The sequence below is a fragment of the Mesorhizobium sp. B2-5-7 genome (assembly GCF_006440875.1).
GTDB lineage: Bacteria > Pseudomonadota > Alphaproteobacteria > Rhizobiales > Rhizobiaceae > Mesorhizobium > Mesorhizobium australicum.
In genome coordinates, this window is the sequence record NZ_VFUO01000007.1 from 313,775 (window position 1) to 328,702 (window position 14,928).

A 14,928-nucleotide genomic window follows, 5' to 3' on the forward strand; every position below is an offset into this window, starting at 1 on the left:
CCTGCCGGCATCCTCTCCCCGTATAGCGACGGGGCGAGGGGCGCTCTCACCAACGGTTTCGCCAACTACGAGAGTCGCATTAAGAACGCCGAGACTGCGGCCAGCCCCTTTCTCCCCGTCACTATACGGGGAGAAATGTCCGGCAGGACAATGAGGGGCGGCGCCCGCGTCGACATTTGGCCCGGAGCGATTGCCTTGCGGGTGCCGCAAGGCGCGGTGGCTCTCCTCGAGGAGGATAACACCTGATGGGCGCGTATATACTGCGCCGCATCCTTTTGATGATCCCGACCCTGTTCGGCATCATGGCGATATCGTTCGCCGTTATCCAGTTCGCGCCTGGCGGGCCGGTCGAGCAGGTCATCGCCAAGCTGACCAACCAGGGCGGCAGCGACCGCCTCGGCGGTGGTGGCGGCGATGCAGGCGGCTCCAATTTCGATGTCGCCGGCGATGTCAGCTCGAAATATCGCGGCGCCCAGGGCCTCGATCCGGAATTCATCAAGAAGCTGGAGAAGCAGTTCGGTTTCGACAAGCCGCCGCTCGAGCGCTTCGGCATGATGCTGTGGAATTATGCCAGGTTCGATTTCGGCAACAGCTATTTCCGCGATATCTCGGTGCTCGACCTGATCCTGGAAAAGATGCCCGTATCGATTTCGATCGGGCTCTGGATCACCTTGTTGTCCTATCTGATCTCGATACCGCTCGGCATTCGCAAGGCGGTGAAGGACGGCACGCCCTTCGACGTCTGGACCAGTGGCGTCGTCATCGTCGGCTATGCCATTCCAGGCTTCCTGTTCGGCATCCTTTTGATGGTGCTGTTCGCCGGCGGCTCGTTCTGGGACTGGTTCCCGTTGCGCGGCATCGTCTCGGACAATTGGGACCAATTGTCGTGGCCGGCCAAGATCGTCGATTATTTCTGGCACATGACGCTGCCGCTGACGGCGCTGGTGTTGTCGGCCTTCGCAACGACCACGCTTTTGACCAAGAACTCCTTCCTGGAGGAAATCCGCAAGCAGTATGTGGTGACGGCGCGCGCCAAGGGCCTGTCGGAACGGCAGGTGCTTTATGGGCACGTTTTCCGCAACGCCATGCTAATCGTCATCGCCGGCTTCCCGGGTGCCTTCATCTCGGCCTTCTTCACCGGATCGCTGCTGATCGAGAACATCTTTTCGCTCGACGGGCTCGGCCTGCTCGGCTTCCGATCGGTGGTCGAGCGTGACTATCCCGTGGTGTTCGCCAACCTTTATATCTTCTCGCTGCTTGGCCTCTTCGTCGGGCTCCTGTCCGACCTGATGTACACCTGGGTCGATCCGCGCATCGATTTCGAGCGGAGAGACATCTGATGTCGGAGGCAAGCGTGACCGCCGGTGTCTTGCCGGAGCGGCTCCCACGGCCGTGCCTGTCGCCGCTCAACAAGCGCCGCCTGCAGAATTTCAAAGCCAACCGCCGCGGCTACTGGTCGCTGTGGATTTTCCTCGTCCTGTTCGTGCTGTCGCTGTTTGCCGAATTCATCGCCAACGACAAACCGATCATCGCTTCCTACAAGGGCGAGATCCTTTTCCCGGTGATGGTCGCTTACCCCGAGGAAAAATTCGGCGGCTTCTATGCCGTCACCGATTACCGCGACCCGGTTATCCAGGACGAGATCAACGCCCATGGCTGGATGATCTGGCCGCCGATCCGCTATTCCTACCAGACCGTCAACAACGCCATTCCGGAAGCAGCACCGGCCAAGCCATCATGGGAATATGACGCCAAGACGCGCTGCAACCAATATCCACGAGGAGCCGATGACCCGGCCTGCAATGTCGGCAACTGGAACTGGTTCGGCACCGACGACCAGGCGCGTGACGTGCTGGCGCGCGTCATTTACGGCTTCCGCATTTCGGTGCTGTTCGGCCTGATCCTGACCGCGGGTTCGGCGCTGATCGGCGTCGGCGCCGGTGCCTTGCAGGGCTATTTCGGCGGCTGGACGGATCTGCTGTTCCAGCGCTTCATCGAGATCTGGTCGGCCATTCCCGTGCTTTATCTGCTGCTCATCGTCGCCGCCATCCTGCCGCCGGGCTTCTTCATCCTGCTCGGCCTGATGCTGCTGTTTTCCTGGGTGGCGCTGGTCGGGGTGGTGCGGGCGGAGTTCCTGCGCGCCCGCAACTTCGAATATGTCAACGCGGCGCGCGCGCTCGGCGTGCCCAACCGCACCATCATGTTCCGGCATCTGCTGCCCAACGCCATGGTGGCGACATTGACCTTCCTGCCCTTTTTGCTGAGCGGCTCGATCTCGACGCTGACCTCGCTAGACTATCTCGGCTTCGGCCTGCCGCCCGGCTCCGCCTCGCTCGGTGAACTGCTCAAGCAGGCGCAGCGCAATCTCAACGCGCCTTGGCTCGGCATTTCCGGCTTCGTCGTCATCTCGCTGATGCTGTCGCTGCTGGTATTTGTCGGCGAGGCGACGCGCGACGCCTTCGATCCGCGCAAGACGTTCAAATGAGCGATGCTCCCTTGCTCAGCGTGCAGGACCTCAGCGTCGCCTTCAGCCAGGGCGGCGGCCAGTCAGTCGCCGTCGACCACATTTCGTTCGACATCGCCAGGGGCGAGACGGTGGCGCTGGTCGGCGAATCCGGCTCCGGCAAATCGGTCTCGGCGCTGTCGGTGCTGAAGCTGCTGCCCTATCCCAGCGCCAGCCACCCCTCAGGCAAGATCCTGTTTCAGGGTGCCGACCTGCTCGCCATGAGCGAGAAGCAATTGCGCCAGGTGCGCGGCAACAAGATCACCATGATCTTCCAGGAGCCGATGACCTCGCTCAATCCGTTGCACACGATCGAGCACCAGATCGTCGAAATCCTGAAGCTGCATCAAGGCATGGGCGACCGTCCGGCCAAGGCGCGCACGTTGGCCCTGCTCAACGAGGTCGGCATCCGCGATCCGCAGAAGCGTCTGGACGCCTATCCGCATCAGCTGTCCGGCGGCCAGCGCCAGCGCGTCATGATCGCCATGGCGCTCGCCAACGAGCCGGAACTGTTAATCGCGGACGAGCCGACGACCGCGCTCGACGTCACGGTGCAGGCACAGATCCTCGAACTGCTCGCGGGCCTCAAAAGCCGCAAGGGCATGTCGATGCTGTTCATCACCCATGACCTCGGCATCGTGCGCAAGATCGCCGACCGGGTCTGCGTGATGACCAAGGGCAAGATCGTCGAGACCGGACCGACCAAGGACATCTTCGCCAACCCTCAGCACCCCTATACGCGCCATCTTCTGGCCGCCGAGCCGAAAGGCAAGCCGCCGGCCGCCAATGCCGACGCCAAGCCTGTCATGACCGGCAAGGACATCAAGGTCTGGTTTCCGATCAAGCAGGGGTTCTTCCGGCGCACGATCGATCATGTGAAGGCGGTCGACGGCATCGACGTCACCGTGCGCGCCGGCCAGACGCTGGGCGTGGTCGGCGAATCCGGTTCGGGCAAGACGACGCTCGGCCTGGCACTGGCGCGCATGATCTCGTCGACCGGGACGATCCAGTTCAACGGCCGAGACATCAACCAGCTCACCTTCAACGCCATGCGACCGCTCAGGCGCGAATTGCAGATCGTCTTCCAGGATCCGTTCGGCTCGCTCAGCCCGCGCATGTCGATCGCCGAGATCATCGAGGAAGGGCTTAAGATCCACGAGCCAAAGCTGTCGCCCGACGAGCGCGACGACAAGGTGGCCGCCGTGCTGAAGGAAGTCGGGCTCGATCCGGCGACCCGCAACCGCTATCCGCACGAGTTTTCCGGCGGCCAGCGCCAACGTGTCGCCATCGCCCGCGCCATGGTGCTCAACCCGCGCTTCGTCATGCTGGACGAGCCGACATCGGCGCTCGACATGAGCGTGCAGGCACAGGTCGTCGATCTCCTGCGCAATTTGCAGGCCAAGCACGACCTCGCCTATCTTTTCATCAGCCACGACCTCAAGGTCATCCGGGCGCTGGCCAATGACGTCATCGTCATGCGCAACGGCCAGATCGTCGAAGCCGGCCCTTCCGAACAGATTTTTGGAAATCCGCAAACCGACTATACTCGGGCTCTGATCTCGGCCGCTTTCAAGATCGAGACAGCGCCGACAGGCGTGGTCAGCGAGTGATCCGCACAAGGAAGGACTGAACGAACCGCGATGGAAAAAGGCCGCATCCTGCTTGCCGTCACCGGCTTTCATCCGCAGCGCTGGCGCGACCTGCTGTCGGCCGAACGCGAGGTGGTGCTGGAACCGGATGGAGCCGAGGATCCCTCGATCACCTATGCGGTGGTGTGGAAGCAGAAGCCGAATTTGATGTCGTCGCTGCCCAATCTGCGCGCCATCTTCTCGATCGGCGCCGGCGTCGACCATATCTTCGCCGATCCCGGCCTGCCCGACGTGCCGATTGTCAAGGTCGTCGCCGACAACCTCACCCAGTACATGACCGAGTACGTCGTCTGGCGGGTGCTCGATCACCATCGCCAGGGCCTGCTCTACCGGTCGCAGCAGCCAAAGAAGATCTGGCACGAGCCGCAGCAGAGGCCGGCCGGTGACATTTCCGTCGGCATCATGGGACTTGGCAGTCTCGGCCGCGCGGCAGCCTCGGCGCTGCTGTCGCTGGGCTTTGCGGTCAATGGCTGGTCGCGCACGGACCGGCCAATGGAAGGGGTGGCGACGTATAGCGGCGAGGCCGGGCTGATCCCGTTCCTCAACGCCACCGATATTCTGGTCGTGCTTTTGCCGCTGACGCCGGACACGCAAGGCATCGTCAACTACGGCGTGCTGAAGGAATTGAGGAAACGCAACGGCCTCGGCGGCTCGGTGCTGATCAATGCCGGACGCGGCCGCCTGCAGAAGGACGCCGACATCGTGCGCGCGCTGGATGACGGCATGCTGAAGGAGGCGAGCCTCGACGTGTTCGAGGTGGAACCACTGCCGAAGACCAGCCCGTTGTGGAACCACCCGAAGGTGTTCGTGACGCCGCATGCCGCGGCGACTTCCGATCCAGCCCATCTGGCGCCGCTCATGCTGCGCCAGATGGACGCTTTCGAACGCGGCGAAAGGCTCGACAATCTGGTGGACCGCAAGGCAGGATACTAGAGCGGTTCAGCGTTTTATGGAATCGCCGACCCGCTCTAATTCTTTGTTTTTACGCAATTCCGGACGGAAAACCGCTACGCACGTTTCCTGGAATTGCTCTAGCCAGACGTCCTCGTCACCTGGCCAAATCCCAGTCCTGAAAACATTTCTTGATCGCATTGGCGGACGACAGTTGCAGCTTCGGCAGGTTGACCTGCTCGAACGTCACCCGGTATCTTGAGCGGTTTTTCGGCGTGGTCACGGCAATGTGGTGGATCATGTCCCATTTGATGCTGTCGCGCCCACCCTCCAAGGCTCCGCGTCTCTCCTTCTCGAACAAGGTACGCCTGAAATAGCGCAGCAGACTTGCCGGGGTGGAAATGTCCAGCAGGATCAATCCGGTCGCGCGCTGGAAGCGTTGCGGCATGCAAACCGAGTAATTTCCGTCCATCACCCACCGTTCGCTGGCGATCGCTGCGTCATGCAAGGCAATGAATTCGTCCCTCGGACGCTGCAGCCAATCCGTGTTGGGCAGGTGAAAGAGCAGATCAAGATGAATGGGTGTCAGGCCACGCTTGCGCGCGATCGCGTCGGCAAGCGTCGACTTGCCGCTGTTCGACGGGCCCAGGATACAGATGCGGTCGCCGAAGTCCGAGAGCTTCATTTGGGCAACACGCATCAGCCAGGCAGCGCGAACTTCTTCTGCTTGTCCGGTTTGCCGCAGTCGCGGCGATCGATCGACCGGTTCATGGCATCGATTTCGCCTGACGCCTTGTCGCTGTCGCGTTGAGCCTTGGAACGCATGTCGGGCGTGAACGGGCCAAAACCCATGGCAGGATTGGAAAAAGTCGGCTTGGCGGTCGTGGGGAGACTATATTGCTGCGCCAATCCGTTGCGCCGCGACAGCAACTGATCGCATGGCACGCTGTCATATTGCAGCGAGGACTCGACGTTGGCGTCCTGCCGCTCGGACGCTGAATTGCCCACGCAGCCGGTGGTTACGAGGCAAGACGCCAAAATCATCACGTTCCAGCGCATAGAAGTGCTCCTCCTGATATCCCGCCCTGATGCGACCAGATCGCAAATATCAGTCGCGCACGCAAATCGGACTTTTTCGCAGCAGCGCAAAGAGTTGCCCTCACAGGGGACCGGCTTTCCATGCCACGACGGCCAGGCCTTTGACAGGCTCGCGGCGATCCCAGCGGATGGTTGTCGGCTCCAGCGCGAGGACCGAGAGGCCGTTGGCCTCGAGGGTCCGTACGACATAGCCATCCGAATGGGCGTAGCGCCGGGAGGGCTGCAGCGCGAACTCGCCACCGCCTTCCGCCAGGCTCTCGACTGAAAAGACAAACAAGCCACCCTCGGCGAGCAGGCCGGCGACCGTTCCCACGAGACCTTCGAGGCCGCCGATGTAGATCAGCACGTCGGCTGACGTCACCAGATCGGCCTTGTCGCCTGAATAGGAAAAATCCTGCAAATCCGCTTTCGTCAGCGCGTCGTAGATGCCTTTTGCCCGCGCCTTCTTCAGCATCCTTGCCGAGATGTCGAACCCCTCCAGCCGGTCGACGATCGGCCTCAGCTTCTCGCCCATCAGCCCAGTGCCGCAACCCAGGTCGAGCGCCAGGCGGAGGCGGCCCGGCCTTGCCTTGCGGATGGCCGCGTCGAGCACCTCGGGCAACCGGTAGTCGAGCTTGCCTACCAGCATGTCCTCGAATGTCTCGGCATAGTGGTCGAACAGCGTTTCGACAAAGGCGCTGGGCGGCGCCATAAAGACCGGACCTTTGCCGATCAGCTGCAATTTGAGAGCCGCGCCCTGACGATCGGCCGGATCCAGTTTCAACGCCGTCCTCCAGGCCTGCGCCGCCAGGTCGAGCCTGCCTGATGCCTCCTGCATCTCGCCCAGGCGAAACCAGCCCATTGCCCATTGCGGCGCCAGTTCCAGGCCGCCGAGCAGCAACTCGGCGGCAGCGGCATGATCGCCGGAGGCAACGAGCATTTCGGCATAGTCCGCACGGCGATCGGCGTTCGGGTCGCCCGACGAGGTCTGAAGCGGTTTCATGATGATGGTTTCCACCTGCAGGGAGCCGGCCGCCCATATCTGTAGAGCAAGGAATGCCGAAGCTGAACCGAATTGGACAGGCTTTGCCCGGGAGTCAGCAGTCTCGGCCAACAGGCTTTCCCCAGCGGAATTATATCCTATCTTGGCATCATGCGCGCCAGCGACCTGCTTCATCCCCGGCCCGAAGGCCTCTACTGCCCGCCGGGCGATTTCTTCATCGACCCGGTGCGGCCGGTGAACCGGGCGCTGATCACGCACGGCCATTCCGACCATGCGCGTTCCGGCCACGGCTCGGTGCTTGCGACACAGCAGACGCTCGACATCATGGGACTTCGCTACGGCGAGGATTTCGCGGGGACGACGCAGACAGCCAGGCTCGGCGAGACGATTGCCCTCAACGGCGTCGATGTCAGCTTTCATCCGGCCGGCCATGTGCTGGGTTCGGCGCAGATATCGGTCGAGCACCAGGGCAGGCGCATCGTCGCCTCCGGCGACTACAAGCGGCAGAAGGATGCGACCTGCGCGCCCTTCGAGCCGATCCGCTGCGACATCTTCATCACCGAGGCGACTTTCGGCCTGCCGGTGTTTCGCCATCCGCCAGACACGGAAGAGATCGCCCGGCTGCTGAAATCGGCGGCGCAATTCCCGGAGCGCTCGCATCTGGTCGGGGCTTACGCGCTGGGCAAGGCGCAACGCGTGATGCGGCTGTTGCGCGACGCCGGTTACGACAAGCCGCTCTACATCCATGGCGCGCTGGCCAAGCTCAGCGCGTATTACCAGAGCCAGGGCATCGATCTCGGCGATCTCGAGCCGGCGACGGTGGAGAGCGGGGCCAAGCAAGATTTCGCCGGCGCCATCGTGGTCGGCCCGCCATCGGCCTTCGCCGACCGCTGGGCGCGGCGCTTTCCCGATCCGATCTCGTGCTTCGCGTCGGGCTGGATGCGCATCCGCCAGCGCGCCAAGCAAGGCGGCGTCGAACTGCCGCTGATCATCTCGGATCATGCCGACTGGGACGAACTCACCGCCACCATCAAGGAGACCGGAGCCGCCGAAATCTGGGTCACGCACGGCCGCGAGGAAGCGCTGGTGCGCTGGTGCGAACTGGAAGGCATCGCCGCCCGCCCGCTGCATCTGGTGGGCTATGAGGATGAGGGCGATTGACGGCATGAACCGCTTCGCCGAGCTTCTCGACCGCCTGGTGCTGACGCCGTCGCGCAACGGCAAGCTGACCCTTTTGATCGACTATTTCCGCAACGTCGAGGATCCCGATCGCGGCCTGGCGCTGGCCGCCATCACCGGCGATCTCAGGATTGCCGCGGTCAAGCCGGCCATGCTGCGCACGCTGGTCACCGAACGCATGGACCCGGTGCTGTTCGGCTATTCCTACGATTATGTCGGCGACCTCGCCGAGACGGTGTCGCTGGTCTGGCCGCGAACGCCTAGCAGGATCGCCAACCGCGAGCCGACGCTTGGCGAGGTGGTGGCCAAGCTGCAGGCGGCAAGCCGCTCCGATGGACCGAAGGTGCTGACGGGGCTGCTCGACAGCGCCGGCATCTCGGCACGCTTTGCCATCATCAAGCTGGTCACCGGCGGCCTGCGCATCGGCGTCTCGGCGCGGCTGGCCAAGCAGGCGCTGGCCGATTTCGGCAAGATCGACGTCGCCGAGATCGAGGAGCTCTGGCATGGGCTATCGCCGCCCTACACGGCGCTGTTCGCCTGGCTGGAAGGCAAGGCCGAAAAACCGCGCAACACGGCGCTGGCGCTGTTTCGCCCGGTCATGCTGTCGAACCCCGTCGGTGACGGCGACCTCGAAAAGCTCCATCCCGCCGACTACGCGGCGGAATGGAAATGGGACGGGATCCGGGTCCAGGCGGTAGCCGAAGGCGGCATCCGCCGGCTCTATTCGCGCACCGGCGACGATGTCTCAGGGGCCTTTCCAGACCTCGCCGACGCCATGCATTTTTCCGCTGCGCTCGATGGCGAATTGCTTGTCGGCGATCCGCGAGAAGCGACGGGAACCTTCTCGGACCTGCAGCAGCGGCTGAATCGCAAGACGGTAACGCCGAAGATGCAGCAGCAATATCCAGCCTTCATGCGCTGTTACGACGTGCTGCAGATCGGCACGGAGGATCTGCGCGGACTGTCCTTCCGCGAGCGACGCGGCCGGCTCGAAGCCTTCATCGGGACGCTCGACCCGAGCCGCTTCGATCTCTCCCCCTTCGTCGCGTTCACGGATTGGCGGTCGCTCGAGGACCTGCGCCGCGCGCCGCCGCATCCGATCATCGAAGGCGTGATGCTGAAGCGCTGGGATTCGCTCTATGTCGCCGGCCGGCCGAAGGGTCCATGGTTCAAATGGAAGCGCGATCCGCACACGGTGGACGCGGTGCTGATGTATGCCCAGCGCGGCCACGGCAAGCGCTCGAGCTTCTATTCCGACTACACGTTCGGCGTCTGGTCCGGAGCCGAGGGCGAGGAGGAACTCGTGCCGGTCGGCAAGGCCTATTTCGGATTCACCGATGAAGAGCTGAAGCAGATCGACAAATATGTCCGTGACAACACCGTCGAGCGTTTTGGACCGGTGCGCTCGGTGCGCGCCGACCGCGACAATGGCCTGGTGCTGGAAGTCGCCTTCGAGGGACTCAATCGTTCGACCCGGCACAAATCGGGTGTGGCCATGCGTTTCCCCAGGATTTCACGATTGCGCTGGGACAAGCCGGCCAACGAGGCCGATCGCATAGAAACCCTGCAGGCGCTGCTCGACCGCTAGGGACCGTCAATGTGTCAGTCGCAACGAATTCAGTTCAGGGTTCGACCGAGACACGGATCTCGTAGACGTCGACCGCCTTGCCCTGCTTGTCGAAATCGGAATTGATGGCGATGGTTCCGGCCGAGCCCGGATGCTTGTCGGGAAACTTCACGTCGAACAGATATTCGTTCTTCTGCTGGCCGACCGCGTAACGCTTGCGGCCGCAATCGCCGAGTTCGCCAAAATTGCAGTCGACGGATATCTGCGTGTCCTTGCCGTCCTCGGCCCGGGCGATGATGTCGAACACGGCGTGCTTGCCGGCGAGTTTTTCCAGCACGCCCTGTCCGACATCGAAGGCGATCGCCGAGCCGGAGGCGCCGGACTGGATGCGCAGGAACGGCCCGCTGTCGTCCTTCATCACCTCGGCCTTGGCGTCGGACGGAGCGGCGACATGCGTCGGGTCGGACGGTGAAAACACATTGATCCAGTCGCGCGACAGGTCCGCGGCACCGGGCTTTGCCGGCGCGTTGGCGCCATCGGCCGGGGTGAAATCGTCGTCCTCGACGGTCGGCGGCGCTTCCGGCGGCGCGGTATTGAGCTGCGCGGCGGTCTTGAACACACCGGTTTGCATGGCAAAGTACAGTCCGATGCCAATCGCCGCGAGCAGCGTCACCGTGAAGAAAATGGCGGTCAGCGGCAGCCGCCGGCCTCGAATGCGCCGCTCATCGCGATCGGGCGCGACTTCCGTGGCGGCACCGGAAGAGGCTGGAACCGACATGTCGATGGCTGGCGCACCGGGCAGGGTCGCATCCGGCATGATGTCGGGAACCACCGGCAGCACGCGCGAACGCGGTGCGTCGGAAGCGGGCTGCCCGGGACCGTCGACGGCGACAGCGGGCGATGACGCCCTTGGGCCCGCCTCGACCGCGGGCGCCGCGCCGGCCGCGGCCTCGACCGCCGGCGCGTCGATCTGCGGGGCAACACCGGGCACCGCCGGCAGGTACTCGGATTCGATTTCGGTGATTTTTGCCTGGATTGCCTTGCGGCGCTTGATGGCGACTTCCACGGTCACGCCGGGATTGGCCTGGAGCGCGCGGTCGAGCGCGGCGAAGGCCGAACGATAGACCCTCTCGCGGAACGCACGGTCCTCGGCATTGCCCTTTTCCAGGGCGTTCCGGATCGCTTTTTCGATCGCGTCCAAGCGAGATCCCTCTGCAAATTGTCCCAAGCTTTCATGATGGTTAGCCGCAGGCGACCAATCAATCAACGGGCGGGCAGCCGCATTCTGCCTCGACAGACCGTCCAAAGTCTATTTTCACGATGTTCCGGCAAACAAAATCGGAACATGTCGGCGATTCCGGGCATGCAGGGACGCCAGAACGCCGGTTTCGATCGGGGCGCGGCTCTTGCATGATTTGCCAAGTCGCATCTTGAATTCGCGGCCGGTTGAGTCTATCACCCTGCCCATCTTGGAGGCCTTGGCCTCCCGGGCCGCTTTAGCTCAGTTGGTAGAGCACATCATTCGTAATGATGGGGTCAGGTGTTCGAGTCACCTAAGCGGCACCAGTTTTTCAAACCGATGGTCGAAGCTGCCTGGACGCGCGGAAGAGGCCCGAATCCCCGGCCGTTTGCGTTTGCCATGGATGCAAGGATCTGCCCGTCGATCGACAACAACTCGGGAGCGGTGCAGATCTGGCCGAAGACCCGCGAGGCAAGTCGCGACTTGCTCCGGGCTTGGAAAACTCGCGAAAGCGAGCAATCCGGAATTTTCAAATCTCAATAACAAATGATGGACCGCGCATTTCTATTTTTTTGGAACAGACACTTGGGTTGCACATTTCCTGCCGACAGTTCCATGACAGGAGGTTTTGAATTGCCAAGGCGTGTCGACAAGGAAAAGCTGGCAAGAGCGGACCGCGAGGCGAGGCTGGTGCTGGATGCCGAGCGTCACGCAAGGGACGCCAAGACAACCCGCCTGAGGGAGCAGAGACTGCAGCAGGAGGCATTGGCGGACAAGGCCCCGCCTGCGCGCCGACGGGAGCCGACTGGGAAGCCGGCCAGGCGTGTGATCGAGGTGGACTGACCTGTTGGGGGGTCGCCCAGTTCGCCCCGATGATGCCGTCGGCGATGCCTCCGCGTTGCCGCATAAGACAGTAGCCCAGAAGACCCATATGCCATTGTCGGGACCCCCGTTTTGGTATGAAATGTCGGGTGTCAGCATGGGAGGTCCAAATGCCCAACACTTTCAAGACCGGAGACGTCGTCAAGCTGAGGTCGGGTGGCCCGAAAATGACGGTCAGCGACGGCGCCGCTTCCGGCATGTATCTGTGCCACTGGTTCAACAAAGACGGCGATGTGTGGACCCCGCAGCATGCCGGCTTCAAATCGGATCAGTTGATCGCCGCCGACCAATCGACGTAATTCCCGCCTTCGCCAACGGGCGGGCCGGCCCGGCGCAATTCAGATGCGCCGGACGAGGTGTTCTGCCGTACCCTGGGCCGCCAAAGTCCATCATCGCCGGCAAGCGGCGAGATAGGCATGGCGACCGACGGATTTCTGCGATCACGACGTTTAACGGTTGAAGCGTGACCATGGCATCGGGCCATGGCAATGCGCCAACCGGAGACGTAAAACATGATACGCCGTTCGATCCTTGCCGCTGCCCTGTGCCTGCTGACCACCGCGGCTCTGGCCCAGACAGGGACACAGCCACCGGCCGCCACACCGCCCGCCGCGACTTCGTCGGCCGCCAAGTCCGACATCACGCTGGCCAAGTTCCAGAAACGGCGAGAGAAGGCGATCATGGCCGCCGACACGGACGGCGACGGCAAGATCAGCCTGCTGGAATGGGAGGCCTTTCAGGCCAAGCGCAACGTCAAGGGCGATCCCGCCAAATCCTTCGCGCGCATTGATTCCAACCATGACGGCTTCATCGACCGGGCCGAGCTCGATGCGTTCTTCGCCAAGCGCTTTGCCAGGCTGGACAAGAATGGCGACGGCATTCTGACGGGCGACGAGATGCCGGGCCACAAATCCGCTCCCAAGCCGGAGCAATGACCAAGAGGCTATGACGCATGATGGACATTGGGTGTGCGCCAACCCATGAGCCCCGACCCGGACGAGGAGCTGGTTCGCCGGGTCGGCACCGGCGACCCCGCGGCGGTGCGGACGCTCGTCGCGCGCAAGCTGCCGCGCATCCTTTCGCTGGCCGCGCGCATGCTCGGCGATGCGGCGGAGGCCGAGGACGTCGCGCAGGAAACCTTTATGCGCATCTGGCGTCACGCATCGGGCTGGCGGCGCGGCAACGCACGCTTCGACAGCTGGATCCACCGGGTGACGCTAAACCTTTGTTACGACCGGCTGCGCCGGCGCCGCGAGCTGGTGACCGACGAGCTGCCGGACATTGTCGATCCCGCCCCGCTTCCCGATGCCCATCCCGGCAAGGAGGCGCATCGGGTCGAGCAGGCCTTGCAGGCAATCGCGCCGCGCCAGCGCGAGGCGATCCTCCTGGTCTACTATCAGGAGATGTCCAACATAGAGGCGGCCGCGATCCTGGAGATCAGCGTCGATGCCCTGGAAAGCCTGCTTTCGCGCGGCCGGCGGGCGCTGCAGGTGATCCTGGCCAAGGATAGTGTCGATGAATGAGAAAGCCGCGATCAAAGGACAGACCGATGTCTGATGGGTCCAGGAACGAACCGGCAATGGATGCCGAGCGCTTTGCGGCTCTGGCGGCGGCCTATGGCGGCGACTTGCGGCGGTGGCCGCAGGCCAACCGCACGACCGGCGCGACGTTCGCAAGGACCGAGATGGGCGCGGCCATATTGGGGCAGGCAGGCAAACTCGACGCCTTGCTCGACAGCTATGACGTCATGGCGCCTGGCGCGGCACTGCACGGCGGCATCCTGCGAATGGCCGACCGGCTGCTCGTCCAGCGCCGGCGCCGACGGGCCTGGTGGCTGGGTCTTGGACTCGCCGGCATCGGCATGGCCGGCGCCATCGCCGGATTGGCCCTGGTGAGCGTCGTCACGCCAGAGTTTCAGCCCGACCGCTATGTGCTCGATGCCAATGCGACGGCGTTCGGCGATGCCGGGTCCGATGGCGAGACGATCGAGGAGGACCTATGAGCACGCGCCGCAACCTCGTGATCGCATCCGTGGCGCTGAATGTCTTCCTGGCCGGCGCGCTTGCGGGCGGAGCCGTCTGGATAAGAAGCGGCAAGCCCGGCCAGGGTTATTCGCTGGAAGCCGCCGGGAGCCGGCTTCCCCACCAGGAACGCGTGCTGTTTCGAAAGGCGCTGCGCGACGTGCGGCGCGAATCCCGCCAGGTCATCCTCGATGGCCAGCAGGCCAGGCGCGAGGCAGCCGACCTGCTGCGCCAGCCGGTCCTCGACACGACGGCCCTGTCGGCCGCGCTGGAAAAGGCGCGCAATGCCGATATCACCGTGCGCACACGGCTTGAGCAGCGCATCGTCGAGTTCGCGACGGCGGGTTCGGCCTGGGATCGCGCCGTGCTCGCGGACGGGCTGGCCAGGCGGGCCGGGCCGCCACCGACGGCAGAGCCAAAAAAATCGCCGTGACCGCCGACGGAAAACGACCGCAAGGCCGTTTAACCAGAGGAAGGGCAGCCTGCCGGACCAATCGGTACGCACAGGTTTTCATTCTCGGAGAACATTCGGAGTAACGTCATGAACCGTCTGACACAGTATGCGGCGGCAGCCGTCCTCGCCTTCACCGGAACCGCCGCGACCGTCGCGACCTCCGCCGCCATGCCGATGGTGGCGCAGCCGGCCGCCCCGGCGCTGATCGAGCACGTGGCCTGGGGTTGCGGGCCTGGATGGCATCCCAATCACTGGGGGCGCTGCGTTCCCAACCGTGTCGTGGTGTATCCGCGCTACCGCTATTGGCACCGCCCGGCCTACTACGGCTGGCATCCGCACCGCCACTGGCACCGCTGGCACCGCTGGTAAGCGCGCGGGAGGGCCGGGCGGCATCCGCCTGCCCGGCCGCCTATCCCCGGTTTGCGCTGGGGAAACAGCCGATCGGGCGTCGCGCGCCTCGCG

At 63.7% G+C, this 14,928-nt stretch carries 17 protein-coding genes and 1 tRNA gene; 14 read left to right on the forward strand and 4 right to left on the reverse strand.

Annotated elements, in window-relative coordinates; all coding sequences use genetic code 11:
- Positions 1 to 245: 245 nt before the first annotated feature.
- From FJ543_RS27615 to FJ543_RS27630, 4 genes are read left to right on the forward strand one after another with little or no spacing between them, the layout of a single operon-like run.
- Entirely contained in the window at positions 246 to 1,340 is a 1,095-nt protein-coding gene (locus tag FJ543_RS27615) for a microcin C ABC transporter permease YejB (RefSeq protein WP_015314055.1), read from the forward strand.
- Positions 1,340 to 2,485 (forward strand): ABC transporter permease, encoded by a 1,146-nt coding sequence (locus tag FJ543_RS27620; RefSeq protein WP_140878334.1) that lies wholly within the window; start codon positions 1,340 to 1,342, stop codon positions 2,483 to 2,485. Before FJ543_RS27615 ends, FJ543_RS27620 begins: the two co-directional genes overlap by 1 nt.
- The gene (locus FJ543_RS27625) at positions 2,482 to 4,113 is read left to right on the forward strand and encodes an ABC transporter ATP-binding protein (protein WP_015314057.1); all 1,632 of its coding nucleotides are present in this window, start codon (positions 2,482 to 2,484) and stop codon (positions 4,111 to 4,113) included. Before FJ543_RS27620 ends, FJ543_RS27625 begins: the two co-directional genes overlap by 4 nt.
- 30 nt (positions 4,114 to 4,143) lie before the next feature.
- Positions 4,144 to 5,085 (forward strand): glyoxylate/hydroxypyruvate reductase A, encoded by a 942-nt coding sequence (locus FJ543_RS27630; RefSeq protein ID WP_140714091.1) that lies wholly within the window; start codon positions 4,144 to 4,146, stop codon positions 5,083 to 5,085.
- 115 nt (positions 5,086 to 5,200) lie between these two features.
- On the opposite strand, the gene FJ543_RS27635 is transcribed toward FJ543_RS27630, so the two are convergent.
- The 3 genes from FJ543_RS27635 to FJ543_RS27645 form a co-directional block, all read right to left on the reverse strand.
- A complete protein-coding gene (locus FJ543_RS27635; RefSeq protein WP_140878336.1) occupies positions 5,201 to 5,728 on the reverse strand; it encodes an AAA family ATPase in 528 nt (175 codons plus the stop codon).
- Positions 5,729 to 5,742: 14 nt separating this feature from the next.
- Positions 5,743 to 6,102: a hypothetical protein gene (locus tag FJ543_RS27640; RefSeq protein ID WP_015314060.1), complete on the reverse strand. Its 360-nt coding sequence runs from the start codon at positions 6,100 to 6,102 to the stop codon at positions 5,743 to 5,745.
- Positions 6,103 to 6,202: 100 nt separating this feature from the next.
- Entirely contained in the window at positions 6,203 to 7,123 is a 921-nt protein-coding gene (locus FJ543_RS27645) for a methyltransferase domain-containing protein (protein WP_140878338.1), read from the reverse strand.
- A 150-nt stretch (positions 7,124 to 7,273) separates the two neighbouring features.
- On the opposite strand from FJ543_RS27645, the gene FJ543_RS27650 reads away from it, so the two are divergent.
- Both FJ543_RS27650 and FJ543_RS27655 read left to right on the forward strand, forming a co-directional pair.
- Positions 7,274 to 8,284, forward strand: coding sequence for a ligase-associated DNA damage response exonuclease (locus FJ543_RS27650; RefSeq protein ID WP_015314062.1), 1,011 nt, complete (start codon positions 7,274 to 7,276; stop codon positions 8,282 to 8,284).
- A gap of 4 nt (positions 8,285 to 8,288) precedes the next feature.
- Positions 8,289 to 9,890, forward strand: a complete 1,602-nt coding sequence (locus FJ543_RS27655) for a cisplatin damage response ATP-dependent DNA ligase (RefSeq protein ID WP_140878386.1) — start codon at positions 8,289 to 8,291, stop codon at positions 9,888 to 9,890.
- 34 nt (positions 9,891 to 9,924) lie between these two features.
- Here the strand turns inward: FJ543_RS27655 and FJ543_RS27660 are convergent, their stop codons facing one another.
- Positions 9,925 to 11,070, reverse strand: a complete 1,146-nt coding sequence (locus FJ543_RS27660; protein ID WP_140878340.1) for a hypothetical protein — start codon at positions 11,068 to 11,070, stop codon at positions 9,925 to 9,927.
- A gap of 289 nt (positions 11,071 to 11,359) precedes the next feature.
- Here FJ543_RS27660 and FJ543_RS27665 point away from each other — a divergent pair.
- From FJ543_RS27665 to FJ543_RS27700, 8 genes are all read left to right on the forward strand, one after another.
- A tRNA-Thr gene (locus FJ543_RS27665) sits at positions 11,360 to 11,435 on the forward strand.
- Positions 11,436 to 11,724: 289 nt separating this feature from the next.
- A complete protein-coding gene (locus FJ543_RS27670; protein ID WP_083883127.1) occupies positions 11,725 to 11,952 on the forward strand; it encodes a hypothetical protein in 228 nt (75 codons plus the stop codon).
- A gap of 149 nt (positions 11,953 to 12,101) precedes the next feature.
- Complete coding sequence (locus FJ543_RS27675) at positions 12,102 to 12,290, forward strand: DUF2158 domain-containing protein (RefSeq protein WP_015314066.1); 189 nt, start codon at positions 12,102 to 12,104, stop codon at positions 12,288 to 12,290.
- A 213-nt stretch (positions 12,291 to 12,503) separates the two neighbouring features.
- Entirely contained in the window at positions 12,504 to 12,926 is a 423-nt protein-coding gene (locus FJ543_RS27680; RefSeq protein ID WP_140878341.1) for an acid-shock protein, read from the forward strand.
- 45 nt (positions 12,927 to 12,971) lie between these two features.
- The gene (locus tag FJ543_RS27685; RefSeq protein ID WP_015314068.1) at positions 12,972 to 13,514 is read left to right on the forward strand and encodes an RNA polymerase sigma factor; all 543 of its coding nucleotides are present in this window, start codon (positions 12,972 to 12,974) and stop codon (positions 13,512 to 13,514) included.
- 26 nt (positions 13,515 to 13,540) lie between these two features.
- Positions 13,541 to 13,993, forward strand: a complete 453-nt coding sequence (locus tag FJ543_RS27690) for a hypothetical protein (RefSeq protein WP_015314069.1) — start codon at positions 13,541 to 13,543, stop codon at positions 13,991 to 13,993.
- The gene (locus tag FJ543_RS27695) at positions 13,990 to 14,445 is read left to right on the forward strand and encodes a periplasmic heavy metal sensor (RefSeq protein WP_140878343.1); all 456 of its coding nucleotides are present in this window, start codon (positions 13,990 to 13,992) and stop codon (positions 14,443 to 14,445) included. The genes FJ543_RS27690 and FJ543_RS27695 overlap by 4 nt, the downstream gene beginning before the upstream one ends.
- A gap of 108 nt (positions 14,446 to 14,553) precedes the next feature.
- Positions 14,554 to 14,835, forward strand: coding sequence for a hypothetical protein (locus tag FJ543_RS27700; protein WP_140787061.1), 282 nt, complete (start codon positions 14,554 to 14,556; stop codon positions 14,833 to 14,835).
- Positions 14,836 to 14,928 lie beyond the last annotated feature (93 nt).